20 protein-coding genes are annotated in these 22,185 nt (G+C 71.5%); 11 read left to right on the top strand and 9 right to left on the bottom strand.

Annotation, left to right across the window (positions count from 1 at the left end; all coding sequences use genetic code 11):
* The first annotated feature begins 238 nt into the window (after window positions 1-238).
* A complete protein-coding gene (locus KGA66_RS07610; protein ID WP_438822021.1) occupies window positions 239-2,980 on the top strand; it encodes a caspase, EACC1-associated type in 2,742 nt (913 codons plus the stop codon).
* Here the strand turns inward: KGA66_RS07610 and KGA66_RS07605 are convergent.
* Window positions 2,965-3,432 (bottom strand): hypothetical protein, encoded by a 468-nt coding sequence (locus KGA66_RS07605; RefSeq protein WP_211466077.1) that lies wholly within the window; start codon window positions 3,430-3,432, stop codon window positions 2,965-2,967. The two genes, KGA66_RS07610 and KGA66_RS07605, sit on opposite strands and share 16 nt — an antisense overlap.
* A 305-nt stretch (window positions 3,433-3,737) precedes the next feature.
* On the bottom strand, window positions 3,738-4,370 hold the full coding sequence (locus KGA66_RS07600) for a flavin reductase family protein (protein WP_211466075.1): 633 nt from the start codon (window positions 4,368-4,370) through the stop codon (window positions 3,738-3,740).
* Between the two features lie 256 nt (window positions 4,371-4,626).
* Between KGA66_RS07600 and KGA66_RS07595 the strand changes: the two genes are divergently transcribed.
* Complete coding sequence (locus tag KGA66_RS07595; RefSeq protein ID WP_211466073.1) at window positions 4,627-6,375, top strand: serine/threonine-protein kinase; 1,749 nt, start codon at window positions 4,627-4,629, stop codon at window positions 6,373-6,375.
* Between the two features lie 151 nt (window positions 6,376-6,526).
* Here KGA66_RS07595 and KGA66_RS07590 read toward each other — a convergent pair whose 3' ends face one another.
* The 3 genes from KGA66_RS07590 to KGA66_RS07580 all read right to left on the bottom strand — a co-directional run bounded on the left by KGA66_RS07590 (window position 6,527) and on the right by KGA66_RS07580 (window position 8,656).
* Window positions 6,527-7,711 carry a GH12 family glycosyl hydrolase domain-containing protein gene (locus tag KGA66_RS07590; protein ID WP_211466071.1) on the bottom strand — a complete coding sequence of 395 codons (1,185 nt, stop codon included), beginning with the start codon at window positions 7,709-7,711 and terminating at the stop codon, window positions 6,527-6,529.
* A gap of 273 nt (window positions 7,712-7,984) precedes the next feature.
* The gene (locus KGA66_RS07585; protein ID WP_211466069.1) at window positions 7,985-8,344 is read right to left on the bottom strand and encodes a hypothetical protein; all 360 of its coding nucleotides are present in this window, start codon (window positions 8,342-8,344) and stop codon (window positions 7,985-7,987) included.
* A 78-nt stretch (window positions 8,345-8,422) separates the two neighbouring features.
* A complete protein-coding gene (locus KGA66_RS07580; RefSeq protein ID WP_211466067.1) occupies window positions 8,423-8,656 on the bottom strand; it encodes a hypothetical protein in 234 nt (77 codons plus the stop codon).
* A 177-nt stretch (window positions 8,657-8,833) separates the two neighbouring features.
* Here KGA66_RS07580 and KGA66_RS07575 point away from each other — a divergent pair, with 177 nt between their 5' ends.
* Window positions 8,834-10,363 (top strand): MFS transporter, encoded by a 1,530-nt coding sequence (locus KGA66_RS07575; RefSeq protein ID WP_211466065.1) that lies wholly within the window; start codon window positions 8,834-8,836, stop codon window positions 10,361-10,363.
* A gap of 142 nt (window positions 10,364-10,505) precedes the next feature.
* Window positions 10,506-10,844 (top strand): STAS domain-containing protein, encoded by a 339-nt coding sequence (locus KGA66_RS07570; protein ID WP_211466063.1) that lies wholly within the window; start codon window positions 10,506-10,508, stop codon window positions 10,842-10,844.
* A gap of 39 nt (window positions 10,845-10,883) precedes the next feature.
* Here KGA66_RS07570 and KGA66_RS07565 read toward each other — a convergent pair whose 3' ends face one another.
* Both KGA66_RS07565 and coaA read right to left on the bottom strand, forming a co-directional pair.
* Complete coding sequence (locus KGA66_RS07565; protein ID WP_211466061.1) at window positions 10,884-11,057, bottom strand: hypothetical protein; 174 nt, start codon at window positions 11,055-11,057, stop codon at window positions 10,884-10,886.
* Window positions 11,054-12,100: a type I pantothenate kinase gene (gene coaA, locus KGA66_RS07560; protein WP_211466059.1), complete on the bottom strand. Its 1,047-nt coding sequence runs from the start codon at window positions 12,098-12,100 to the stop codon at window positions 11,054-11,056. The genes KGA66_RS07565 and coaA overlap by 4 nt, the downstream gene beginning before the upstream one ends.
* Window positions 12,101-12,370: 270 nt before the next feature.
* Here coaA and KGA66_RS07555 point away from each other — a divergent pair, with 270 nt between their 5' ends.
* Window positions 12,371-13,852, top strand: a complete 1,482-nt coding sequence (locus KGA66_RS07555; RefSeq protein ID WP_211466057.1) for a GDSL-type esterase/lipase family protein — start codon at window positions 12,371-12,373, stop codon at window positions 13,850-13,852.
* Between the two features lie 81 nt (window positions 13,853-13,933).
* Here KGA66_RS07555 and KGA66_RS07550 read toward each other — a convergent pair whose 3' ends face one another.
* Window positions 13,934-14,254: an adhesin gene (locus KGA66_RS07550; protein ID WP_211466055.1), complete on the bottom strand. Its 321-nt coding sequence runs from the start codon at window positions 14,252-14,254 to the stop codon at window positions 13,934-13,936.
* 94 nt (window positions 14,255-14,348) lie between these two features.
* Entirely contained in the window at window positions 14,349-14,960 is a 612-nt protein-coding gene (locus tag KGA66_RS07545; protein WP_211466053.1) for a hypothetical protein, read from the bottom strand.
* A gap of 98 nt (window positions 14,961-15,058) precedes the next feature.
* On the opposite strand from KGA66_RS07545, the gene KGA66_RS07540 reads away from it, so the two are divergent.
* From KGA66_RS07540 to KGA66_RS07515, 6 genes are all read left to right on the top strand, one after another.
* Entirely contained in the window at window positions 15,059-15,811 is a 753-nt protein-coding gene (locus KGA66_RS07540) for a methyltransferase (RefSeq protein WP_211466051.1), read from the top strand.
* A 155-nt stretch (window positions 15,812-15,966) separates the two neighbouring features.
* Window positions 15,967-17,247, top strand: a complete 1,281-nt coding sequence (locus KGA66_RS07535; protein ID WP_211466049.1) for a cellulose-binding domain-containing protein — start codon at window positions 15,967-15,969, stop codon at window positions 17,245-17,247.
* Between the two features lie 186 nt (window positions 17,248-17,433).
* Window positions 17,434-18,648 carry a cytochrome P450 gene (locus KGA66_RS31460; protein WP_211466047.1) on the top strand — a complete coding sequence of 405 codons (1,215 nt, stop codon included), beginning with the start codon at window positions 17,434-17,436 and terminating at the stop codon, window positions 18,646-18,648.
* 406 nt (window positions 18,649-19,054) lie between these two features.
* Complete coding sequence (locus KGA66_RS07525; RefSeq protein WP_211466045.1) at window positions 19,055-19,759, top strand: hypothetical protein; 705 nt, start codon at window positions 19,055-19,057, stop codon at window positions 19,757-19,759.
* 264 nt (window positions 19,760-20,023) lie between these two features.
* The gene (locus tag KGA66_RS07520; protein WP_312886805.1) at window positions 20,024-21,058 is read left to right on the top strand and encodes a lytic polysaccharide monooxygenase auxiliary activity family 9 protein; all 1,035 of its coding nucleotides are present in this window, start codon (window positions 20,024-20,026) and stop codon (window positions 21,056-21,058) included.
* 174 nt (window positions 21,059-21,232) lie between these two features.
* A complete protein-coding gene (locus KGA66_RS07515) occupies window positions 21,233-22,168 on the top strand; it encodes a DUF8832 domain-containing protein (protein ID WP_211466043.1) in 936 nt (311 codons plus the stop codon).
* Window positions 22,169-22,185: the final 17 nt, after the last annotated feature.

Genomic DNA, 22,185 nt, shown 5'->3' with positions numbered 1-22,185 from the left:
CGGTGCGGTGAAAATCGTTCCGTACTCGGGCCATTCTCGGCTTTCAGCACGCCAAGGCTTATTCTCCAGCGCACTACATTCCCGGTCTCAACTGTGAATACACTGTGGCATCGATCCCGGCCGCGTCCGCGGTAACGGGTCGGTTACAGCGGCTCGAATACACATCGGATTTTACTGTCGCGTTGCAGGATCTCTGGAGGAACCCCGCAAGGCTCAGTGGGAGGGGGCGGCTTTGCCAGTGCACGATCCGGCCACGTCGCGTGCGGTCCTCATCGCCGTGGACGACTACGTGCCTGCCGAGGCGCCTGGACCGACCCCCGGCGTGGCCGGCGACGTCGAAGAGATGTCCGCCCTGCTGACCGATCCCGCTCTGCTGGGGCTGACGCCCGAACACTGCACCGTGCTGCGCAACCCGCCCGACGCGGCCGCGGTGCTCGACACCGTCTACGAGGCGGCCGCGGCCGCGACCGGTGCGTTCATCCTCTACATCGTCGGCTACACCCTCGCCGCGCCGCGCCACCCCGACCTCTACTTCGCGCTGCCCGGTTCGTCCGAGTCCCGCCTCTACCGCGCGCTGCGCTACCCGGACGTGGCGGCGCTGGTCCGCGACACCGGCCGCGCCGCCGACCGGATCATCATCCTGGACTACTGCTACGACGGGGAGGTGCCCGCGCCGCACTCCACCGGACCGGCCGCGCTGGAGGCCGTGGCGGGCGCGAGCGTGCTGGCCGCGAGCGCGAAGGACGCGAAGTCCTGGGGGCCGTCGGGCCAGCGCATGACCGCGCTCACCGGCGCGCTCGTGCGCACCGCCCGCAGCGGTGTGCCGGACTCCGGCGACGACCTCGACCTGGCCGCGCTGCACCACCACCTCGGTCGTGACCTGGCCTCCCGCCAGCTTCCCGCGCCGCGCTTGTGGCCGGGCCAGGGGGAGCGGCGGATCGTGCTGCTGCGCAACACGCGGGCCGCGCGGCCCGCCGCCGCGCGCGGCGATGGCGGCCGGGCCGACGGCCAGGCGGGCGCCCAGACCGGCACGGCGCCCGGCGCCGCATCCGCCGAGCGAGCGGGCCAAGGACCGGAGCGCGAGCGCGCCGCCGCCGAGTCCGATGCGTCCGACCGCACCTACAACGACAACCTGCCCAAGGTTCCCGAAGGCCAGGACGCGGCGCTGACGATGGCCCCCGCCGCGCTGGCCGACTGGACCGCGCAACTGCGCACCTCCGGCTGGCCGCAGGTGGCCGATGAAGTGCTCGCCGGCGTGGCCGCGCGCGGCGTGCCCCCGAACGTCGCGCTGCTGCTGGTCGTCCTGCGCATGGCCGGGCGTACCGCCGAGGCGGACCAGGCCGAGGCCATCGTCCTCATGCGCGCGCCGGACCATTTCGCCGAGATCGCCCTTTCCCTCGTCCAGTCCGGCTACCGGGAGGAGTGCGCCCGGCTGCTGGCCCAGGCCGCCCGCCGACCGGTCGACCAGATCAGGCGGCTGGCGCGGGCGCTGACCGCCCGCGGCGGCAAACCGCAGGCCGCCCTGCTGTTCGCCGAGGCCACCGGGCACGCCCCGGACGCGGCCGCGCTCGAACCGCTCCTGGAACTGCTGCCGGATCTGGGCGCCGCGCACGAGGTGGGCCCGATCCTGGCCGAGGCCACGACGCACTGGCAGGAAGGCAGGGTGCTGACGCTTGCCGAGCAGCTCGAGGCCGGGGGAGTGGAACGCTGCTCGTACGCTCTCTACGCCCGAGCCGCGCAGCTCGCCGCCGGCAACTGGCCGCCGGACCGCTTCGCCGCGCTGCTGCGCCGCATGTCCGCGCACGGCGCGCAGGACGAGATCGACACGCTGCTCGGCGCCGCCGAGAAGGCGGTCGGCCCGTTCCCGTCGCTGACCGCTTATCTGGCCACCGATCTCGCGTCGGCCGACCTGTCAGCCCTGGCCTACCGGCTGCTCAGCCATGCCGTCCCGGCCTATTCGGACGTCGAACTCGTGGCGCTGTCCTCGTACCTGGAAGCCGGGCGGCAGCGGGATCTGGCCGTGCACGCCTACGCCACGGCCGCGCTCAGCCGGCCCCCGTCGGCGACCGTCGGCTACATCGACGTGTTGCGGCGGCACCGTGAGGCCGCGCACGCGGACAAGCTCGTCCTCGGGGTGCTCAACGGCAGGCCCGGCCATATCGTCGGGCTGCTGCAAGCCCTGCGCTCGGCGGAACGCGTCGAGGACGCGGAGCGCGTGGTGCGCCTGGCGACCCAGGCGCCCGTGGGCGTCGCCGCGGCGGTGGCTCGCGAGCTGTGGGAGTCCGGGGCCGAGCAGGACGCCGCGCGCGTGCTCGACGTCTTGGCCGGCCGGCCGCTCGTGGAGCTGGCCTCGGCGCTGGTGGCGCTGGCGGTTTCCGGCTCGACCGCGGCGCTGCTGGACGCGCAGTTGCGTGCCCGTTCCCCGCAGGAGTACATCGACGCGGTCAGCGTGCTGCGCACGGCAAGGCGGGACGAGGAAGCCGACCTGCTGTTCGCCGCCCTGGGCCGCGGCGCGCCGCAGCAGGTGTGTGCCGCGGTGCTCGCGCTGACCCAGGCGGGCCGGCACCAGGACGCCGCCAGCCTGCTCGACAGCTTCGCCGCGCAGGCCCCGCCGATCGAGGCGGTGGAGGCGATGGCGCTGCTCGCGGAGAGCAGGCAGGGCGCCCAGGCTGCCGGGGAGCTGCTGATCTCCGCGCTGGCCACCCGGCCGGACCCGAGCATGATCCTCGGCACGCTGCGGCGGGTGCGCGCATCCGACCAGACCGACCGGTACCTGGAGCACCTCGGCGCCAGCATGCCGCCGGCCGACCTGGTGGTGCTCGCCTCGAACCTGGCGACGCGCGGCTGCGACGCGGAGGCGGATCTGATCCTGACCCGGGCCGCGCGCCGCGACGACTTCACGCAGCTTCGCGCGGCCTTCCACGAGGCCGGACGCCACGCCCAGGCCTACCATCTGACCGAGCGTCACGGGGAGTACTGACCCGCGCTCGCGCCGGCCGGCGCGCGGGCGCGTGCGAAGCTGCCGACGAGGCCGGCGAGCGCGGTGACCGCCGCGAGGGCTTCGGCGACGGCCGTGGCGGTCTTCTTCGTGAACCACAGCGGCTCGTACATGTTCGGCAGCGGGCCCAGCGCGCCGACGTCGACGTACCGGTACAGCAGCAGCGCGCCGAGACCGCTCGCCGCGACGAGGAACGCGAAGGCCCAGACAAGCGGTCGCGCGCTCAGCAACACCAGCAGGGCGGCGAGCGCGGAGGCGGCCGCCTCGACGCGGAAGAGGTCGCCCTGGCTGATGCCCGCGCGCACCGGGTCGTAGACCGAGGCGAGATCGGCGTGCACGTAGGCGTCGACCGCCAGACCTGCCGCGGTCACCACCCGCGCCGGCCCCTGCGTTCCCGCGCCGGGATGAGCAGCCGGCTGTCCGAACTTGATCACGATCGCACCGCCCGTCACAGTCCCTTCGCAACACGTGACCGGGTGCGTGGGGGTTCAGTGATCGGGCGGGGTTCGAAGACCGGGCGGGTTCGTCGTCAAGGCGGCGCCGCGGCCGGGGCCGTGCTCGGGGACCGGGCGGTCGAAGTCGAAGGACGCCGTCCGTGCCGCGGATGACCATCCGCGGCACGGACGGGCCGTCGTTCTTTGTTGCCTCGGTGGCCGGGCGCAACCCCGGCCACAACCATCCGGCGTTAGAGACGCGTGCGCGGCTTGACCGGATGCAGTGGCGTTGGCCAGCGACTCCGTCAGCACACGCGCGGAAGCGCTCCGGTGTTGGCGAGTGGGAAGCAGTTCGCGAACGCACCGCGGTGATACACCAGCGGCGCGGCCTCGCGCTGAACCGACAGCGCGCGCACGTTGCCGACCACGATCATGTGGTCGCCCGCCGGGTACCCGGCCTCGACGGTGCAGTCGATCCAGGCCAGCGACCCGTCGAGCACCGGGCAGCCGCCGGGGGAGCGCCACCAGTCGACGCCGGCGAAGCGGTCCGCGCCGCGAGCGGCGAAGCGCGCGCAGAGGCCGTGCTGGTCGAAGGCCAGCACGTTCACGCAGAATCGGCCGGCTGCCAGGATCCGGGGCCGGGTGCTCGAATCGCGCGAGACCGAGAAGGAGACCATCGGCGGATCGAGCGAGAGCGAGGTGAACGCCTGGCAGGTGAACCCGACGGGTGCCGGGCCGTCCAGCGCTGTGATGACCGTCACACCGGTGGCGAAATTGCCGAGCACCTCGCGGAACCGTGCCGGGGCGGGCGCCGCGGCCGGTTCGGTGTCGTGAGCGCCGCGGGCGGTGGCGGCGAGGTGGTGCGGCCGGAAGGGCAGAGCGGTACTCGGGGTGTCCGCGCGCTCGAACCCCGATGTCGCGCGCCGCCGCCCGTCCATCGAACCTCCCGAACCTCAATAGGTAAGCCTCACCTTACTCGATGGTAAGCTCTAGGTCCGGGCGGCTCAATGGCCGGGACGAGCGGCATTGGTCTCAACGCGGGATCCGGCGGGCGAACGGCGCGGCCCGGAGCCGGCGCGACGCAGGCTCGTGCCCATGCGGCGACGGGATCGGGATCTTACGATCTGCTTAACGTGCCGTCAGTTCTTTCCTGGTTTCACCCGTGCGGCCGGGTACGGCGGAATAATCCGCGTCATGGAGCCCGCGATACCCGGCACGCTGCTCGCCGAGCGCTACCAGTTGGTCCAGCCGCTCGGCGCGGGCGGGAGCGCGACCGTGTGGGAGGCGCTCGACGTGGCCCGCGACCGCCCGGTCGCCGTCAAGCTGTTGCGCGGCGCCGCGGTGGACGACCCGACGGAGCGGGAGCGGCTGCGGCGCGAAGCGCGGGTGCTGGCCCGGCTTGAGCATCCGCGCATCTGCGCCATCCGGGACTACCTGGAGATCCCCAACGCCGACGGCAGCACCCAGCCCGTTCTGGTGACCGAGATGCTCGCCGGGACCAGTCTGGCCCGGCGGCTGAAGGAAGCGGCGCTACCCTGGGCCGAGGCGGTCGCCGTCGCCGCGCAGGTCGCCGACGCGCTGCGCGCCGCGCATCGCGCGGGAGTCGTGCACAGAGACGTGAAACCAGCCAACGTCATGTTGGTCCCGGACGGCGCGAAGCTGCTCGACTTCGGCATCGCCCGCGCGGCCGGCGACGGCGACCTGACCGGCAACCTGACCGTCGGCACACCGCTGTGCATGGCCCCGGAACAGGTGCGCGGGCAGCGGGCGAAACCGGCTTCGGACATCTACGCCCTCGGCTGCGTGCTGTACTGGTGCCTGACCGGTCGCCCCCCGTATCAGAGCAACGACATCACTGAGATCTTCGAGGCGCAGCTGTACGACCCGCCTCCGCCGATCGAGGTGCCCGGCCTGCCCGCGCGCGTGGTCGAGTTCTGTCATGCCTGTCTTTCGAAGAATCCTGCGTTCCGGCCCGATGCGACGCAGGCGCTCACGACGCTGTCGGGCATCGCCTCCGCGGCGGGTTTCCCGGTGGGCGAGCCCCTCGGCCATACCCCGCGCAGGTCGCTCGCGCAGTTCCGTCCCGTGGCCGAGCACTACCCGGGCGAGAGCACGATGCTGGCGGAGGCGTTCGACGAGCCGCAGCACCCTGCACAACACCCTGCACAACACCCTGAGCAGTACATCGAGCAGCGCCCCGCACAACGCCCTGGGCAGGACCCGGTCGCACCCGAGGCGGCGTACCCGGGGCGGGCGGACGGCTCGGCGGCCGAGTCGGCCGGCGCCGCGCCGAGCCGGCGGGCGCGGGCGGGAGCCGCGTTCGACGGAAGGACCCGGGCAGCCCCCGCGCCCAAGCCGGACGTACCCGGCGCGGACGTACCCGGCCCGGGCGAAGCCGGCGGCAGGGGAAGGCGGCGGCGCAGCGCGCGGCCGCTGCTCGTCGGGGCCGTCGTCGGCCTTTCGGGTGCCGCGGCGCTGGTGTTGCTGCTCCCGAGCGGCCATCCGGGCGCCACCGCCGCGCAGCCGCCACGGTTGGCCGCGCCTCCCGGCTCGCCGCCGGCCGGTCCGGCACCCTCGAACGGTGCCGTCGCGCCGCGGATGTCCGGGGGCAGCGCGCCGCCGATCTCGGCGGCCGCGGCCGCGGATCCGATCCGCTACCTGGAGGCGGTGCGGGCCCAGATCCGCGTCTTCGTCGCGGACGGCCCGGCCACGCTCGACCCGACCACCGGCGGCGATCTGCAGAACTCGATCGTCGACATCGAGAACTCGGTGGTCTCGGCGCAGCGCAACGGCGGTCCGGCTCACCTTCAGGAGATCCGCGACAAGATCGCCCGCTTCGACGGGCGGCTGGACCAGCTGGTCGGCAAGGAGCGCATCTCCCGCCCCGCCGCCAGCCAGCTGACCGCGGAGGTCCAGCGGCTCTCCGGAAGCGTCACCGACTGAGCGACCCCGGCGGATTCGCGGGCGGGTGCGGCCGTCCCGCCGACCCGTCGGCCGCACCCGCGTCCAGGACCCCCGTGCAGTGGTTCGCCGGCCCGCGCCGGGCCGGCGAACCGTCGTGCTCTCGCGGTGTTTCCGCGCGTCCGGCCCGCTGTCAGCTGGCCGTGCAGGTCACCGAGGACGGAGCCGCGTCGCTGCTCGAATACGTCCCGGTGAAGCCCACGCTCGTCGTGCCGCCGGGGGCGAGCGTGCCGTTGTAGGCGGCGTTGCGCACCGTGATCTGCTCGCCGGACTGGCTGTACGTGCCGTTCCAGAGGCTGCTTATCTTCTGGTCGCCCGGATAGGTCCAGTTCAGAGTCCAGCCGCTGGTGGAGCCGCCGGTGTTGGTCACCACCACCTGGCCCTGGAAACCGCCCGGCCAGGTGCCGGTCACCGAGTAGGCGGCGCGACAGCCCCGGCCGCCCGCAGGCGTCGAGGGCGGCTGAGTCGTCGGAGGCTGAGTCGTGGGCGGCGCGGTGGTCGGCGCAGGGGTGTACCCGCCGCCGCCGATGTTCACCGAGTAGCTGTTCGTCGCCAGTCCGGCGCCGCCCTGCCAGAGCTCGAATCCGGCTTCCAGGTCGATCAGGTAGTCCGAGTTCGTCATGTAGCCGCGGCTGACCGAGTCCGCCGCCAGCAGGTCGATGTCGAGGTTGCTGACCGACGTCGTCGGGCTGGTCATGACGTAGGAGACGTCGTTCCAGGTGCTCTCGCGGCCGAGCCAGACGTTGTAGGTGTGGCCGCCGATGCTGACGTTGCTGGCCACGACCGATCCGGAAGGCTGCACGCTGCCGGTGTGGTTGAGCCAGATCATCATCTCTTCGGCGTTGGGCTGGCCGCTGGTCGACGACGACTGGTTGTACCAGATGTCGTACGCGACGTCGTAGATGCCGTTGCCGGGCTGTGTGGTGCTCCAGCTCGTGGTCACCTTGCCCGGGGACATGGTCGAGACCTGGATCGGCAGGCCGCTGCCCGAGGTGCAAAGACCCCAGTGGCAGCCCTTGTAGATCGAGGGATAGCCGCCGGGGGCGCCGCTGGTGCCGGTGGAGATGGCGGAGTTCGCGACGGTGAAGTCCGCGTTTCCGTCGGTGGTGATGCATTCCGAGGCGGAGGAGCCCCATTCGTTGTTCTGGACCATGTACTGACCGCCGGCGACGGACGCGGTCTGGGTGGCCCCGCACAGCGTCGTGGTGGCCGCCTGGGCGGCGTCGGTGGACAGGAGGGTCAGACTCGCGGCCGCGGCCAGCGCCGTCGAGACGGCGAGCGCCGGTGCGAGCAGTCGAGCCCGTCTGCCGGAGAACATCAGCCGGATCCTTTCGTCGATTCGAAGCCTGTTCGATCGAGTCAGGAAGGTACCCGCCGCCACCGGTCGGTTTGCGTAGTCGCGTGGTGACTCAAAGTCGCCGCAGGCCGCGGGCGACGACCGTGCGTGGTGGTTGTGAAATGGACTGAAAGTTGCCGGAGGCGACGAATACGCAGGCTCATATAAGAAGACGCATCGTGCCGCGGCGTCAGCTCTGCGGGCGGATCGCCTCGAGCCTCCAGGCGGGCTGGGCCGGTTTCCAGGCGGGCTGGGTCAGGTCTCCGGAAAGGAGAGGCGCGAGGGCGCGTCGCGCCACTGCCGGCCGCGGCGCCGCTCGGCTCGGCCGATCAGGACCGTGCACAACAGCGCGATGCTCAGCACGCCGACGCAGCAGGCTGCGATCGCGATGGGAAGCGAGCCGGTACGTCCCGCGGCGAGCGAGAGCAGCAGCGTCGTGGGGATCAGTAGGCTCAGTTCGGCCGCGCGCAGTCTGCGCTGGAGTGAGAGCAGCCTTGCTCCGGCGGGTGCGCGCAGATCGCGCAACCTCTCGTCCAGCCTGCGATCGAGCCGCAGCGCCGACTCGATCTCCGCGAGAATGCGCTGTTCCCGCAGCGAGAGCCCTCTTGCGTCCATACTCCGCCTCCGCACTGACCGCATCGTGCGCTTCCGTTGCCGCCTTGTACCCTCGCTGCGCCGGAAAATGCGTTCGGCTCAGTGCTCGGATGGCGGCCGTACCAGTACCGCGCGTTCCGGGCTGACGATCTCGGTCGCGGTCATCTCCTGCCGCCGGCGCAGCGCGGCGATCTGGAGGCACAGCCCGACGACGCCGACCGCGATCAGTACGGCGCCCATCGCGACCACGCTGAAACCGGAGCTGTGGATGTGGGTGGCGAAGGAAAGGATCGCGCCGGTCGCGATCACGGTGAGGTTCGCTCCGATCGACATGGCTCCCTCTCAGGTTCTGCGCGCTTCGGCCGGTCGCTCAAGCGGCCGGTGACAGCGGATACCCGCCGTGCGGCTTCTCACGCGGGCCAGTGGTGACGAGCGCTCGCGAGTAGTCGTTTGTCCGCGGCCGTCCCGGTTACCAGTGCGCCTGAGGGGACTGATCGGCTGGAGGTTCCAATGTCAGTCGCTGATATCGCGGATGCGCCAATACGCACGCTGATCCCAGCGAGGGTCGACCGGCTGCCCTGGTCCCGGTTCCACACCCGGCTGGTGATGGCGCTCGGTGTGGCCTGGGTCCTGGACGGCCTGGAAATCACCGTGGCCAGCGCGGTCGCCGGGGTTCTCGGTACGAAGCAGACGCTCGGCATGTCGTCCACCGCGGTCGGCGCCATCGCGTCGGTCTACCTGGCCGGCGAGGTGGTCGGCGCACTGTTCTTCGGGAGGCTGTCGGACAAACTGGGCCGGCGCAACCTGTTCATGGTCACGCTCGGGGTTTACCTGGTCGGCAGCGGACTGACCGCGGTGACGATGGGTGCCGGCGGGGTGTGGGTCGCCTACCTGTATCTGACCCGGTTCGTCGCGGGTACCGGCATCGGCGGCGAGTACGCCGCGATCAACTCGGCGATCGACGAGATGATCCCGGCGCGGCACCGCGGCCGCGTCGACATCGCGGTCAACGGCACGTACTGGGGTGGAGCGATCCTCGGCACGCTCGGCTCGCTGCTGCTGCTCAACGTGCTGCCGGAGAACATCGGCTGGAGGCTCGGCTTCCTGCTCGGACCGGTGCTCGCGATCGTGGTGGTGTTCGTGCGGCGCAACCTGCCGGAGAGCCCGCGCTGGCTGATCATGCACGGCCGGCAGGCCGAGGCCGAGACCACGCTGCGGGAGATCGAGGAACAGGTCGAGGTCGGCGGCGGGAGGCTGGAACCGGTCCCGCAGGACCGTGCGATGGACGTCCGGCCCGTGGAGCGGACCGGGTACCTTGCGCTGGTGCGGGTGCTGTTCTCCCAGTACCCGAAGCGCTCGGTGCTGGGCGCCGGCCTGATGATCAGCCAGTCGTTCCTGTACAACGCGATCTTCTTCACCTACACGCTCGTGCTGACCAAGTTCTACGGGGTCGCGGCGAACGCGGCGCCGTGGTTCCTGATCGCCTTCGCCGTCGGCAACCTGGCCGGTCCGCTCACCATCGGCCGGCTGTTCGACACGATCGGGCGCAAGCAGATGATCGCGGGCACCTACCTGCTTTCCGGCGTCCTGCTGGCCATCACCGCGCAGCTTTTCCGGGCCGGGATGCTCACCGCCGCGACCCAGACGATCGCCTGGTGCGTGATCTTCTTCTTCGCCTCAAGCGGAGCGAGCGCGGCCTATCTGACGGTCAGCGAGATCTTCCCGCTGGAGGTGCGCGCGCAGGCCATCGCGGTGTTCTTCGCGATCGCGCAGTGCTTCGGGGCGCTCGGCCCGGTGCTCTACGGCCACCTGATCGGCGACGGCACGAACCGGAACCTGCTGTTCGTCGGCTATCTCATCGGCGCCGGGGTGATGATCGCCGGAGGTCTGATCGAGATCGCGCTCGGCATCGCGGCGGAACGCCGGTCGCTGGAGTCGATCGCCCGGCCGCTGTCGGTGGTGCGGCAGGCCACCGCGGCCGCCTCCAGTGCGATCTCCCCGCGTTCGCCCGGCGTCCGGTCGGCGGGGACGGCCCAGTAGGGCCGAGCAGGCGGCAGCGTGTGCGGGAGCCCGGGTCGCCGCCCGGGCTCCCGCACACGCCCGCGCTTCGCACGAGGGCCGATCGGCGATAGGGTGTAAGGAAGAGTAGACAGAACTCTTACAGCGATATAGTGGAGCTTCCATGGAGCGTTTCGAGGTCGGCGTCGGGCCCGCCGAGGGGAACGGACGCGTGGTGACCGTGCGCGGCGAACTGGACCTGGCCGCCGCGGACCAGCTGTGGGAGACGATCGAACCGCTGCTCGCCCCGGACGCGCTGGTCGTGCTCGACGGTACCGAGATGACGTTCCTCGACTCCAGTGGCCTGCGGGTGCTGCTCCAGGCGCACAAGCGCGCGCAGGCGGACGGCGCCCTGTTCCGCGTGGTGGCTCCGCAGCAGGCGGTGCAGCGGGTGCTCGACCTGGCCGGCGCGGCCGGCCACCTCGCCATGCGCGACGACCTGGCCGCCGCTCTCGCGGGCTGACCAGGCCGCCGCGGGGATCGTGACGTAGCGCCGGCGGCGTCAGGTCGTCGGCGGCTGCCCGCTGATCGCGGCGAGCGCGGAGGTCTCGTCACGGTCGAGCGCGAGATCCCCGAGGGACACGACGCCGACCGGCGTGCCCCGCTCCACCACGAGCACGTTGCCGACGTTCGCGTCGCGCATCATCGCGGCCCCGGCGCGCCGGACCGCCGTCACAGCTTGCGCAGCCAGACCCGCTCGATGCTGTGGTCCGGGCCCTTGCGCAGCACCAGCGTCGCGCGCCGCCGCGTCGGCAGCACGTTCTCCAGCAGGTTCGGCAGGTTGATCTGCTGCCAGAAGGAGCGGGCCTGCTCCAGCGCCGCGCGCTCGGAAAGAGCCGCGAAGCGCCGGAAGTACGAGTCCGGATCCACGAACGCCGTGGCGCGCAACTGCTTGAACCGGTCCAGATACCAGCGTTCGATGTCGTCCGTGCGCGCATCGACGTAGATGCTGAAGTCGAAGTAGTCGGACAGCCCGATGCGGATCCGGCCGTCCGTGCCCGGCGCGGCGGGCTGAAGCACGTTCAGGCCCTCGACGATGAGGATGTCCGGGCGGCGTACCGTCAGCTTCTCCCCGGGCACGATGTCGTACACCAGGTGCGAGTAGACCGGTGCGCTCACCTCCGGGCGCCCCGACTTGACGTCCGCGACGAACCGGGTCAGCGCCCGCCGGTCGTACGATTCCGGGAAGCCCTTGCGCGCCATCAGGCCGCGCCGCTCCAGTTCCGCGTTGGGCATCAGGAAGCCGTCCGTGGTCACCAGTTCGACACGCGGATGCTCCGGCCAGCGCGCCAGCAGCGCGCGCAGCAGCCGGGCCGTGGTGGACTTGCCGACCGCGACGCTGCCGGCGACCCCGATCACGAACGGGGTGCGTCCGCCGTCGTCCGGCCCGTTCTTCGCCTGCGACCCGGCGCCGAGGAACGTCTCCAGCGCACCGCGCAGGCCGTGCACCGCGGCGACGTAAAGGTTCAGCAGCCGGGAGATCGGCAGGTACATCTCCCGTACCTCGTTCAGGTCAATCATGTCGCCGAGTCCGCGCAGCCGCTCGACCTCGTCGGCCGTGAGCGGAAGGGGCGTGCGTTCGCGCAGCGCGCTCCAAGCGGCCCGGTCGAGATCGACATAAGGCGAGCCCTCGCCGCGGCGCACGGTGCCCGCCTGGGCGAAGGACGAGCGCACGGGGTTCGCACCGTTGGTTCCGGACGCCTCGGAGGAGATCGGCATTGGTCCATTGTGGCCTCTTGGGCGGCGGCCGCGGCGCTCGGCAGTCCGGGCGATAACGGCGTTCATCGGACCATCCGCATTTATGAGGACCTATGAGATGATGAGCGTCCTGTGCCGTTTTCGTGAGATGTAGGACCGGAACTGTGCATCGTTCAGCATCACCCGCCCGCGCCGCGGACAGCGCACGATGACTGTGGAACCGGGGTGGCGATGCCGTCGGACCGCGCCACACCCCGCCGCCGCGAACCGCACTCCAGGGAACGAAGCCACTTGAACCTGAGCGACCTTCAGCCGCGATCGGGTCGGCGTGCGCCCGCCGCCGGCTCGGGCGCCGACTCGCGTGTCGGCCTGTGGCCGCGTGCACGCCGCGCCGCCGCCTTGTTCTGCGTCCTCCTCCTCATCGGCGCGATCGCCGCGTGGCTGGCCCTGTTGGTCACACCGGCGCAGTCCGTCTCGGCCGCGGGCCAGACCCTCAAGGTGGGTGCGGCCTCGCCGCACCTGTCCCTGGCCGGATCCGGCGAACTGGACCTGTTCGGCCAGTCGGTGCCCACGACGCTCCAGTTCAGCGGGTTGATCCGGCCGAAGCTGGTGTTGACGCACATCACCATCGACAGCCAGCTGACCCAGTTCGTGCAGACCTCCGCCGACCACGGCGGCGCCGGGGCACAGAACCGGCTGGCCGCGAGCCTCGTCGGCGGCTGGGAGCGGTACTTCCTGTGGCAGACGCTGGTCACGGCCGGGTTCGCGGTGCTGCTGCTGCTCGCGTTCTCGGGTCTGCGCCACTACACCCACCGCAGGATGTTCAAGGTCGTGGCGATCGGGACGCTGGTCGCGGTGGCCGCGAACATCGGCGCCGTCGCGCTCTTCGCGGCCGGGACGCCCGGCACGCTGCGCCAGGTCAAGTCGCTCAGCGACCTGGTCGGGGACAGCGCGGCGGGCCCGACCGCGCCAGCGCCGGTCGGCGTGAGCCTGCCCGGTGTCCAGGCCGTGGTGATCGGGGACTCGACGGCGGCCGCGATCGGCAACCCGCCGGTCGCGCACCCCTCCGCGCAGGACACGGCCTGTGGCCGCAGCGCCGATTCATACGCCGCGGACCTGGCGCAGGTCAACGGCTGGAAGGTGCTGAATCTGGCGTGCAGCGGCGCGACCGTGACGGCCGGCATCCTCGGACCGCAGGACACCGGCGGGGTGACGGTGCCGCCGCAGTTCGGCGTGCTGGAGCAGGCGCCGCACGCCTCGGTGGTCGTCGTGAGCATCGGTGCGAACGATCTGCGCTGGGTGGCGACGGCCGCGCTGTGCGTGATGGCCGCGGCCTGCGACGATCAGGCGTCCACGGCGTACTTCCAGAGCAACCTGAACGACTTCGCCCGCGGCTTCTACGACATGCTGCACGATCTCGCCGGCTTGCCACAGCATCCGAAAGTGCTGATCAACACGTACTTCGACCCGTTCGGGCCGGATGTGAAGTGCCTGGTCGGCGACGGGTTCACGCCGGCGAAGACCAAGGTGCTCTCCGCGCGGCTCGCCACGCTGAACACCGTACTCGCGGACGGCGCGCAGACCTTCGGGTTCACCACGGTGCGCCCGAGCTTCGCGGGCCACGAGCTGTGCAGCAGCCAGCCTTACGTTCAGGGCCTCAAGGCCGCCGCGCCGTTCCACCCCACGGCCGCCGGGGAGCTGACGATCGCACTGGCGGACCAGCAGGCGCTGAGCACGGACGCGCTGTCGGTCTCCGCGGCCGGCGCCAAGTAGAGCCCGGCTGCGGAGACCGACAGCGCGTCCACGGTTGTGCGAATGCCGCGTGCGGTCGCCTGTGGTTCTAAGGTTCTGCGGTTACTCACCCTGCCACGGCGTGTGCGGCGGCTGCTGCTGCGAGATGAGGAACGCGATCTCGCCCTGCTCGTCGATGTGTGCGTCGAGCACCTTGTCGTCGAGTTGCTGAGCGACACCGGGTTCAAGGTAGACGCGGGTGTCCGCGGTCTCGATGACCTCGTCGGCGGCCTGCGGGGCCTGCGAGAGCGAGAGCGCGAACGCCGGGCCGACGCCGTTGTCGCCGGCCTGCGGGGCGATGCGCAGGCCGGTGCCGTCGGGCAGCCCGGGCTGGGTGGTCAGGTCGTGGATGACACCCACGGCCGTATCGGTCAGAGCGAGCACTGGGTCTCTCCTTACGTCGGTCTCCAGGTCCGCCCCGCTCTACCCGCTCAGGAGGAGCCAAACGTGCCGGGGGCGCAAAACCGGGCGCGGCCGGTCACAGCAGCTGGTTCAGGTGGTCGGGCTCCTGGGCGTCGCGCAGTCCGACGATGTACTCGCGCAGCTCGAACAGCAGCGATGGGTCGGGCATCGCGTCGCCCTCGGCCGTCGCGACCGCCAGGTCCTCGTACTTGGCGCTGGTCTCGTCGAGCAGCCGTTGCAGCATCGGCTCGATCACCCGGTGCCCGTAATCCACGTAGCTCTGGGCATGCGTGATCGCCTCCGGCCGGTGGATCAGGTCCTCGATCGCCTCGCGGCTGGCGCCCTGCGCGCTGAGGGTCTTGAAGTCGCTGTACTCCAGCCGCGCACCCCGGGTGATCTCGTGCAGGCGGCGCACTTCCAGGCGGGCGAGCACCACGAGGTTCTCCAGCGCACGGGCCTCCACGACGCAGCGCAGCTTCGAAAGCTCCCGGCGGGTCTTGGTCAGCACGTCGAGCACGTGCCGCCCCACGGAACGGCCCGCGTCGCTCAGCCGGTCCTGCCGGTCGATCGCCGAGAGCGCGGTGGACAGCCCGACCAGTTCGTCGCAGGTCTGCGAGAGCTCGTCGACCGCCTCCGCCAGCCGGTCCTCGCGGCCCCGATCCGGCCGGCCGTCGTGCGCCTGTGACACGGTGTTCCTTGTTCCTTCCGCACTTGCCTGCTCGCGTCCGGGGCGCGACGCGGCGGAAATCCGTCGCGCATCGTCCGGTACCACCCTAAGCTGCGCCGGTGGACGGTTTCACCCCGACTGTGTCCGCCGAGGAGGCCGAGCGCATCCGGCGCTGGCACCTGGCCGCTTATCAGGCCATGAAGGCCGAGGGCCGGGAGACGCAGAGCTTCGCGTACCTCGGCCGCACGATCACGGTGCCGCCCGGGGTGATGCCGATCACCCGGATGCACGACCTGCTCGGCGAGGCGGTGCTGGCCGAGGTGCGCGAGAGCGACCGGGTGCTGGACATGGGCACCGGCAGCGGGGTGAACGCGATCCTCGCGGCCGGCACCTCGCGCCGGGTGCTCGCGGTGGACGTCAGCGCGGCGGCCGTCGCCGCCGCCCGCGCGAACACGAAGGCGAACGGGGTCGCGGACCGGGTCGAGGTGCGCGAGAGCGATGTGTTCAGCGCGGTCGAGGGCGAGTTCGATCTGATCGTGTTCGATCCGCCGTACCGCTGGTTCGCGCCGCACGACCCGCTGGAGGCGGCGAGCACGGACGAGGACTACCGGGCGCTGACCGCGTTCTTCGCCGAGGCGCCCGGGCGCCTGGCGCCGGGCGGCAGGATGCTGATCGCGTTCGGCACCTCGGGAGACCTCGGCTATCTGCGTGGCCTGGTCGAGCGCCAGCGCCTGCGCACCGAGGTGGTCGCGCGGCGCGAACTGGTCAGGGACGGGGTGCGGGTGGAGTACTTCGTGTTCCGGCTGACCCCGCCGAATCAGCCCGCCGAATCAGCCCGCCCGCCGGAGCTCCCTCAGCCGTCTGATATGTAACTTTCCTTGTCGATCACGGTGATTTCGGCTACCGGCGCAGGACATCGCCGCATTCGTGGCGCGCCGCGCGGCGGCCGGTTGCCCCGCTTCGTCCCGCGCCCGAATACTGCGCCCAAACCGCGGGACAGCTTCTGCAACCAGCCTCTGGAGTCCGAATGGCCTACCTCCTGCGCCGGCCCCGCCGCCTGCGTGATGCCGCCCTGGCCGCGGCGACCGCCGCCATCGCGGCCAGCGTGGTCGCCGTGGCGCCGAGCGTGAACGCCGCCTCCGGTCCGTGCAGCGTCGCGTACCAGGTCAACCAGTGGAGCGGCGGGTTCACCGCGAACGTCACCCTGACCGACACCGGCGCCCCGGTCACCAGCTGGACGCTGAGCTGGACCTTCACCGGCGGCCAGCAGATCACCTCCGGCTGGAACGCCCAGATCACCCAGAGCGGGCAGTCGGTCAAGGCCGTCAACGAGTCCTACAACGGCTCGATCGCGACCGGTGGAACCGCGACCTTCGGCTTCCAGGGGACCTTCTCCGGCAGCGACGCGACGCCGACCGACTTCGCGCTCAACGGCGTTTCCTGCGCGGGCGGATCCTCCTCCTCGCCGAGCGCGAGCGCGAGCCCGAGCGCCAGTTCCAGCCCCAGCGCCTCGGCCAGCGCCAGCCCGAGTTCAAGCCCGAGTTCAAGCCCGAGTTCGAGCCCGTCGAGCAGCCCCTCGGCCAGCCCCAGCGGCTCCCAGGGCGGCGGCCCCTGCCCGAGCGCGGCAGTGTTCTGCGACGGCTTCGAGAACCAGGCCGGCACCGTTCCCTCCGGGCGGTGGAGCATCAGCGCGCAGAACTGCTCGGGCAGCGGCACCGCCTCGATCACCGGCGCGCAGGCGCACGCCGGCGTGAAGTCCCTGGAGATCGACGGCGTCGGCACGTACTGCAACCACGTGTTCGCCGACGACACGACCGACATGCCCGCCGCCGCGCCGACCTGGTACGTGCGGTTCTGGTTCAAGCACACCACGCCGCTGCCGACCAACCACACCACGTTCCTGGCGATGAACGACTCCGCGGCCGGCAACACCGACCTGCGGCTCGGCGCGCAGAACGGCGCGCTGATGTGGAACCGGCAGTCCGACGACGCCACGCTTCCCGCGCAGAGCCCGGCGGGCGTCGCGCAGAGCGTCGTGGTGCCGACCGGCGTGTGGGCCTGCCTCGAGTTCTCGGTCAGCCGGACCAACGGTCAGATCTACACCTGGTACAACGGCAGCCCCGTGCCCGGTATGACGGAGGACGGCGTGCCGACGCAGGACATCGACGCGCAGTGGCTCAGCGGCTCGGGGGCGACCTGGCGGCCGAACCTGACCGACCTCAAGCTCGGCTGGGAGAACTACAGCAACGGCAACGACACGCTGTGGTTCGACGACGTGGTGCTCAGCACCTCGCGCATCGGCTGCTGAGCGGGCAGACTGTCCGGCGACGGGCCGGCCGGACGCGGCGCACAGGCGGCGTCGCACCCGGCCGGCCCGGCCTTGTCGCCGCCCGCTGCTAGGCGGTGTTGGGGAATGCCTCAAGGGGCGAATCCGACAAAGCGGCGGTCGAATCGTTGCCTTGATACATTCCCCAACACCGCCTAGCGTGGCCGGGTGACCGCACAAACCGCCGACCGGTTCCGCTACGCCGAGCGGTTCCCGCTCGGCGCCGCGGCCACGATCGCCGAGCTGGAGCGCGATCCGCATCCGCTGCTCGCCCGGCTGCGCGGGAGCGAACCGGTCTCCTTCCTGCCGGCGCTCGGCGGCTGGCTGGTGACCCGCCGGGACCTGGCGCTCGCCGTGATGCGCGACGCCGAGGCGTTCACGGTCGACGACCCGCGTTTCTCCACCGCGCGGGTGGTCGGGCCGAGCATGCTCTCCCTCGACGGCCCGCGGCACGCCCGGCACCGCGCGCCGTTCGCCGACGGGTTCCGGCCGCGTGACACGCATGCGCGGCTGGCCGCGTTCATCGAGCGGGAGGCAGCCCGGCGGGTGGCCGCGCTGCGCCCGCACGGCGCCGCCGAGTTGCGCCGCGGCCTGGCCGGTCCGCTGGCGGTCGCGGTCGTCGCCGAGTCGCTCGGCCTGCGCGACGCCCGGCCGGAGACGGTACTCGGCTGGTACGACGCGATCGTCGGCGCGGTCTCGGACATCTCGGCGGGCCGCGAGCCGCGCTCGAGCGGCGCGGCGGCGTTCGCGCGCCTGGGCGAGAGCGTGCGGGCCACGGTCCGGGCCGGCGAGCCGGACTCGATGCTGGTGGCCGCCGCGCGCGGCGGCGACGACTGGTCAGGGCTCGAACTTCCCGAGGTGGTCTCGAACGCGGCGGTCATGCTGTTCGGCGGGATCGAGACCACGGAGGCGATGATCACCAACGCCGCCCTGCATCTGCTCGGCGATCCCGAACAGCCGGCGCTCGCGCGCGCCGAGCCCGCCCGGCTGGACGACGCCCTTGAGGAATCGCTGCGCCTGGAGCCCGCGGCCGCGGTGGTCGACCGATACGCGACCCGGGACGTCGAACTGGCCGGCGCGCCAATCCGCGCCGGGGACCTGGTGATCGTGTCCCTCGCGGGCGCGAACCGCGATCCGGCGCTGTTCGCGGACCCCGACCGGTTCGATCCGAGCCGCCCGAACGCCAGGTCTCACCTCGCCTTCGCGCAGGGCCCGCACTTCTGCCTGGGTGCGCACGCGGCCCGGCTGGAGGCCCGCGCCGCGCTCGGCGCCCTGCTGCGGGAGTTGCCCGGGCTGCGGCTGGACCCGGACCGGCCCGCTCCCGTCGTGCGCGGACTGGTGTTCCGCAAACCGGAGAGCTTGTACGTGCGCTGGGATCGGTGACGGCCGCACGGCCCGCCGAGCGGCCAAGTGGCCTGCCGGGAAGGAGAGCCCCCGGCGTCTCTGGGGGAAGGCGACGCCGGGGGGTGCGCCCGAGCCGCGTAATCGCGTTCCCCGGGCGCGAGATCAGACTGGGGGGATGCCTGATCTGTGTGCCAGTGTCTCACCTGACGACCCGGGGGCCATGGTGCAGACCGATCAGTGTGGCATCAATTCGCCAAAGTGAAGCATGGGACTTCCCCGGCGCCGGATTTGTGCTCTCGCTCCCGGTGCCGGTCGCGCGCACGGGCCGGTTCCGTGGCGGTTACCAAGCGTGCGCCGCTCGGTAACGTTTCGGCACTTTTGCTCGTAGTGAGGATTCGGTGGCCGCTAGTCTGTGCCATCCGCCACCTGATCGCGAGGGACTTGCATGCGCGCCTTGAGCATCCACACGTGTATCGCCACTGTAAGCTCAGCCGCTCTGGTCGCTCTCGGCGCGGGCGGCTGCTCGTCGTCCAATGCCTCGACCGACACCGCCGGGGCGCAGCCGGCGCCGAGCTCGAGCGCGACCGCGTCCCCGGGGCTCGGCTCCGCGCCGCCGTCCGGGGCGAGCCCCTCGGGCCTGGCCGCCAAGCTGCTCACCCCCGCGGACCTGCCCGCCGGCTGGGGCATCGATGCGACCGCCACGAACCCGCCCATGCAGAGCGGTTGCGGTCTGTGGAACCCCGCGGTCTGGAACGGCTCGCTGGCCGGACGCGCCGAGGCGGACCTGAGCGCCGGGCTGACCGGGCCGTTCCTGGTGGAGGAACTGGCCGCCGGGACCTCGGCGCAGGTCGCCTCGGCCTGGCAGAAGCTGGTCGGCAGTCTGTCTCAGTGCACTACTTACACCCACGGCGGCGGGAGCGGTTCGAGCACGTTCACCACCGCGCGCGCCTCGCTGCCCGCGTACGGCGACGGCTCTTATTCGTTCACGCTGAACATCAAGGTCTCCACCGGGGTCGACGCCTCGGGCTACATCGTGGCCGCGCGCAGCGGGAATTCGGTCGTCGTGGTCTACATCGTCGCACTGGCGCAGCCGGCCAAGAACATGGCCGACGCCGCTTTCGGCAAGGCCGTGGCGAAGGCGCGCAGCTGACCCGGCCCGCCCCCGCGCGGAGCCGCTGCGCGCGGCGACGTGCGAAAGCTACATTCCGGCGGCGGAAAGTTACATCCGCTTAGTCCGGATTGCGCCAAACTGTGTCAGCCTCCTGACCCTGCTGACGTGCGCACGCCCGGGTGGCGCCCCAACGCGGTGCGCCGCGCCGCGCGGCCTTGATCACCGCGGCGTTCACCGCTCCCCGCCCCGCAGGTAGCCTCCGCCACAACCTAGCCTCGCCGAGCCCAATGAAGGGTGGGTCATGTGAGGAAAAGAACGAGATGGGGACTGTGGGGCGCGATCGCCGCGGCGGTGGGCGCCACCGTCGTGAGCGCGACCCCGGCATCCGCGCACGGTGCGATGATGATGCCCGGCAGCCGAACTTACCTGTGCTATGAGGACGGCATCACCTCGACCGGGCAGATCGTCCCGCAGAACCCTGCCTGCCAGGCCGCGGTCGCCAGCAGCGGCATCACCCCGCTGTACAACTGGTTCGCGGTCGGCAACCGCAGCGGCGCCACCAGCGGCGAGACCAGCGCGCTGATCCCGGACGGCAAGCTGTGCAGCGGCGACAGCAACTACTACGATTTCTCCGGTTTCGACCAGGCGCGCAGCGACTGGCCGGTGACCCACCTGACGGCCGGGTCGACGGTCCAGATCCAGTACAACAAGTGGGCCGCGCACCCGGGCACCTTCTCCCTCTACGTCACCAAGGACGGCTGGGATCCCACCAAGCCGCTGACGTGGGCGGATCTGGAGTCCACGCCGTTCTCGTCGGCGACCTTGCCGCCGTCCGTGGGCAGCGCGGGCAGCGTCTCCAGCTACTACTACTGGAACGCGACACTGCCGGCGGGTAAGACCGGGTATCACATCATTTACTCGATCTGGGCGCGCTCGGACAGCACCGAGACGTTCTACGGGTGCTCCGACGTGATGTTCGACGGCGGCAGCGGTCAGGTCACCGGCATCGGTGCCGGCGCCCCGCCGCCTCCGGCCGCCTCGTGCAGCGCGACCTACGCGGTGACCAGCACCTGGCCGGGTGGTTTCCAGGCCCAGGTCACGATCACCAACCCGAACACCTCCGCCATCAACAGCTGGACGGCGAGCTGGGACCTGCCGGACGGCGAGACCATCAGCAGCGCCTGGAACGGGACACTGTCCCAGGCCGGCACGCTGGCCACGATGAAATCCGCCAGTTGGAACGGTCAACTGGCGGCGAAGGCGAGCACCTCGTTCGGCTTCACCGCGAACTACAGCTCGACACCCGCGGTGCCGACCGTTTCGTGCAGCAGCCCGTGACCGGGTTCCCACCAGCCGGTTCAGGGGCCTGATTAACAGGGTTCTGGATCGGCCGGAGGGCCAGGGCAATGAGAAGGGCCGTGGGCGGCCGTGCGGCATCGCGCCGTGCGGCCGCCCACAGCCGCGCGAACGCCGGCGCGGACACACGCAGGATGAGATTGAGGAGCGCACACAGTGCCTTTGCGACACCTGCGCGGACAGCGATCCGCCGCCTACCGCGGGACCGCCGCCGCGCTGCTGGCCGCGGCGGTGCTGTCCGTCGCCGCCTGCGGTTCGACCAGCTCGGCGAGCACCGTCCACGTCGGGTCGGGCCCGTCGCACGGCGCTGCGGACATGGACATGGGCGACATGAGCATGCCGACCGCCGCGCCCATCGCCGAGGCCGCCCCGAAAGGCACCGGACTGGCCGCGAGCGACAACGGATACATTTATCTCCCGGCGGCCGCGTCGGTTCCCGCCCATACGCCGGCGCCGTTCGACTTCCACATCACCGGCCCCGACGACCACGCGCTCAAGCGCTACCAGCCGTATGAGAGCGAGCTGGTGCTGTTCTACCTCGTCCGTACGGACCTGACCGGTTTTCGGCAACTCGATCCGACGATGCGGCAGGACGGAACCTGGACCGTTTCCCTGCCGGCTCTCCAACCCGGTTCGTACCGCACGTACGTGACCTTCGCCGCGCCGGACTCGAGTGCGGGAACCCCGCTGGTCTACACCCTGTCCGCGCCGCTGACCGTGCCGGGGGCGGCCGCGAACGCGACGTTGCCCGCGGCGTCGAGCTCCGTCGTGGTCGACGGCTACACGCTCAAGCTTTCGGTGGCGCCGAAGGCGGGAGCGGTGGTCCCGCTGACGCTCGACGTGACGCAGAAGGGCAAGCCGGTCCAGTACTTCCAGCGCTACTTGGACGGATACGCGCACCTGACCGCGTTCCGGCTGGGCGACACCGCGTTCGCGCACCTGCTGTCCACCGGGCGAGCCGCCGTGGCCGGCGGCAACGGGCCGCTGACGGCTGAGGCGCTGTTCCCGGAGGGCGGTACCTGGCGGCTGTTCGTCCAGTTCGAGACCGGTGGCACGCTGCACCAGGCCGCTTTCACCGTGAACGTGCCCTGATCACCTTCGGCGCAGGT

Origin of the sequence: Actinocrinis puniceicyclus (genome assembly GCF_018283645.1) — a bacterium.
In the GTDB taxonomy this organism is placed as follows: domain Bacteria; phylum Actinomycetota; class Actinomycetes; order Streptomycetales; family Catenulisporaceae; genus Actinocrinis; species Actinocrinis puniceicyclus.
The sequence above is the reverse complement of the archived record's forward strand: the minus strand, read 5'-3'. Positions and strand labels throughout refer to the sequence as shown.